This window comes from Pedobacter sp. (assembly GCF_035566355.1).
Classification (GTDB): Bacteria; Bacteroidota; Bacteroidia; order Sphingobacteriales; family Sphingobacteriaceae; genus Pedobacter.
On the sequence record NZ_DATMRL010000453.1, the window covers coordinates 1 to 3,902 of the forward strand.

General features: G+C 40.6%; 2 protein-coding genes. Both read left to right on the top strand.

Translation table 11 applies throughout. The features are described from left to right. Positions 1-84: 84 nt before the first annotated feature. A complete protein-coding gene (locus VNZ46_RS17460) occupies positions 85-2,487 on the top strand; it encodes a TonB-dependent receptor (RefSeq protein WP_325561323.1) in 2,403 nt (800 codons plus the stop codon). 329 nt (positions 2,488-2,816) lie between these two features. After that, positions 2,817-3,902 (top strand): SusC/RagA family TonB-linked outer membrane protein (locus VNZ46_RS17465; protein WP_325561324.1); only part of this gene is annotated, 1,086 nt, incomplete at its 3' end.

The window sequence follows — 3,902 nt, forward strand, 5'->3', positions numbered from 1 at the left end:
TATTTAGAATTATTTTAAATAACTTGAAATTTCAAAATGCATCTATTACTTTTGTCTTATTCTTAATTAATCCAAATAACCAACATGTTTAAAAAACTACTCATACTAACAGCAGTGATGTTGTTTAGCAGCCTGATTACATTCGCGCAGCAGCCAGCAATCATAAAAGGCAGCGTTAGAATATCTAATGGAAAGGCCGCACCTCAAATCTCTATTACTCTAAAAGGCAAAAGCATAGGCACCACAACTGATGAAAAAGGAGAATTTACTATTAAACATGTCAAATCTGGAAACTACATTATTAAAGCCTCAGCAGTAGGTATTCGATCTTCTGAAAAGAATATTATAATCAATCCAGGAGAAACCAAAACTGTCGATTTTGTTCTAGCCGAAAATGATGAAGCACTACAGGAAGTAAAAATTGCAGCTATCAAAAACAAGTACAAAGTTAGCTTACCCTCGGCCACATTAAGGCTAAATGAACCTTTACTGGAAGCTCCTCAAAACATTCAGATTGTTAGTGAACAAGTACTTAAAGACCAGCAAATTACCAGCATGAGTGATGGTGTGATCAGAAATGTTAGCGGCGCCATACGTACCCAGCACTGGGCAGACATGTATGCTAACATCAAAATGCGTGGCTCACAGATCCAGGCTTTTAGAAATGGTTTTAATGTGGTCAATTCATTCTGGGGCCCACTCACCGAGGATATGAGTTTTGTAGACCACATTGAATTTGTTAAAGGACCGGCAGGATTTATGCTCGGTAGCGGTGATCCAAGTGGTTTATACAACGTCGTTACCAAAAAACCTACAGGAATCAATAAAGGAGAAGTCTCTTTTACAACTGGAAGTTATGGTCTTTATCGTACAACCGTAGATTTTGACAGAAAACTCACTGACGATGGCAAGTTACTGTTCAGACTCAATGCAGCAGCGCAGAATAAAAAATCCCACCGTGACTTTGAGTACAACGACCGCTATAGCATCGCCCCTGTCCTCTCCTATCAAACCGGTAATACCAAAATAACAGCGGAATATACTTTACAACAGGCAAAAACCAGCCAGGTAGGGTCTTCCTATGTTTTTGGCGTAAATGGTTATGGTACTTTGCCTGTCAATTTCTCTCAATCTGACCCATTAATCCCACCAACTGTTATTAATGATCAGAGTTTTACATTAAACGTACAGCAAAAGATTGATGAGCATTGGAAACTCACAGCCCAAGGAGCATATTACAAATATAACATGAATGGTAACAGCGCATGGCCGTCTAAAGTAAATGAGGATGGAACAATTATTCGTAACATAGGAATCTGGGACGCAAGCAGCAGCATGAAACTCGCCCAGGTATTTTTAAATGGAAACTTCAATACGGGCAGCATTCAGCACAGAATCCTGGCTGGTTTTGATGCAGGAGACAAAAAATATGAAGCCGATTGGAATGCGAGCGTTAACCTGGATACGGATACCAATCCATTTAACAGTGCACGCCCTGTTTATGGTACCAATCCTATAGCTTATTATGCCTTTGACACTAGAAGGTTGACCCCTTTAAAAACACGTGCCATTGAGGCCGGAGGATTAATAGGCTCTAAATATCATTCCTTTTATCTGCAGGAAGAACTGGGCTTCTTCAGCAACAAGTTAAGACTAACTCTTGCCGGCAGGTATACCAGTTTAAGTGAGTACAGTTGGGGCACAACACCCGAAAATCCCAACAAAGCCAGCCAGTTTACCCCAAGATTTGGCCTGAGCTATTCAATTGACAACAATACCTCTATATATGCTGTTTACGACAAAGCTTTTATTCCTCAAAGCGGCATACTTACCGGCGGTGGTAAGATCAAGCCTATTACTGGTGTAAATACAGAATTCGGCATCAAAAAAGACTGGTTTGACGGTCGATTCAATACCACTTTGTCAGTTTACCGCATCATAAAACAAAACGAACTAACATCCGATCCGACCGACGCAACAAGAACACATAGCATTGTATTAGGTGAAAAAAGAGTACAAGGCATTGAGTTGGACTTGAGAGGAGAACTTGCTAAAGGATTGCAACTCATTGCCAATTATGCTTATACAGACGGGAAAGTAACCAAAGTAACCCCAGGTGTTAACACTATTCAAGTCGGGGATGTTGTTCCGGGTTTCGCAAAACATACAATCAACAACTGGCTAACTTATACCCTTCAAGACGGTCTACTAAAGGGTGCTGGAGTTTCTACAGGTTTTTCATGGCAGATTGGCCGCGTTCCAGGTAGTTGGAGCAGAACCGACAATAAGCCCTTGCCAGATTATTTCCGCCTGGATGGCGGATTGTTCTGGGGATCTGGCAATATCAAAATCACCGGTAATGTATTTAACATTTTAAATAAATACCTATATGACGGTGAAGTCTATAATTATGGCGCAGTTACCGCCTATGCATGGCAAACAGAGCCGCTACGGAATTACAGAATAGGTATTGCTTATAAGTTTTAATATATGTACCCTGGCCAGAGATGGCTGGGGTACATATATTTAAGGGGATATAAGCCTATTCCCGAACTAGCTTTCACTCAGGTCTTCACCGCGGAAGAAAAAAAGATTGAATATTTCCATTGGTATACTTATCTAAGTATCTAAAAATTATTTTATACTGAAATAAGCCAAAATCACAATTAAAATTGGCAATTCTATGCCAAAATAGCACAATATTATACTCAATAACCTGATCATTTGACTTCAAATAATGGCCACATTGCAAGCCTACTTTGCGGAATAGCTAGCTTTTCGCAGAGGGCTATATAACCATTTATAAATTTTAATGTATGAAAAAGGGATTTTCTACTAATTCTGCACCTGTTCCTCTAAAAAAACCAGGTAGCATACGGTATGCGCTCACGACCATCTTCCTCTTACTCATCTTTGGACAACACGTACAGGCACAAAGTACAGTGACCATTTCAGGTGTAGTCAAGGAGAGCTCAGGGCAAAGCATTCCAGGAGTAGGTGTAAAGTTAAAAGGTTCAACAACCGGAACTGTTACAGATATTTCCGGAAAATATGTATTAAAAGTACCAGGTCCAGGGGCAGTACTTTTATTTTCTTCTATTGGTTATAATACTGTCGAAGAGATAGTAGGTAACCGCCAAATCATCAATATCACGCTAAAAAGTGCACAAACAGACCTCGAAACCGTAGTTGTAGTAGGTTATGGAACGCAAAAGAAAGCTAATCTTACAGGAGCCGTAGCTACCGTTTCTGGTGCAGATCTAACCAAAAGGGTAGCTACAAATCCAACTCAGCTGCTACAAGGTAAACTACCAGGTTTATCTGTAACCCAAGCCTCCGGGGAAGCAGGAAATGAAGGAAATGTACTCAGAGTACGTGGTTTAGGCACTTATAGTGGTGCTGGAAACGAACCCTTGGTTATTATCGATGGAATACCTGGTAATCTTACCCAGCTAAATCCGGAGAATATTGAAAGCGTCACCGTTCTTAAGGATGCGGCGTCTGCATCTATATATGGTTCACGTGCAGCAAACGGAGTTATCCTGGTTACGACCAAACAAGGAAAAGCAGGTAAAATGCAAGTTTCTTATAGCTATAACTTTGGGATCTCCAAGGCCACCAGTCTACCGGATCTGGTATATAACTCAGCACAATATATGCAAATGTACAATCAGGCTGCAGTGAATTCTGGTGCACCAACCAGTAACAGATTTACCCAAGACCAAATCGATGCCTATGCAAATAGTACTGACAGGAATTTGTATCCAAATTATAATTGGCTCAATACGGTGATACAGCCAGCACATGTTCAAACCCATAACCTGAACTTAACCGGGGGCAGCGAAACAACAACCTATAATGTCGGTTTGGGCATTGTTGATCAACCCGATATTATGTTGGGT

Coding starts and splice junctions, on each gene's coding strand:
- VNZ46_RS17460 (WP_325561323.1), top strand. CDS start 85: ATGTTTAAAAAACTACTCATACTAACAGCAGTGATGTTGTTTAGCAGC.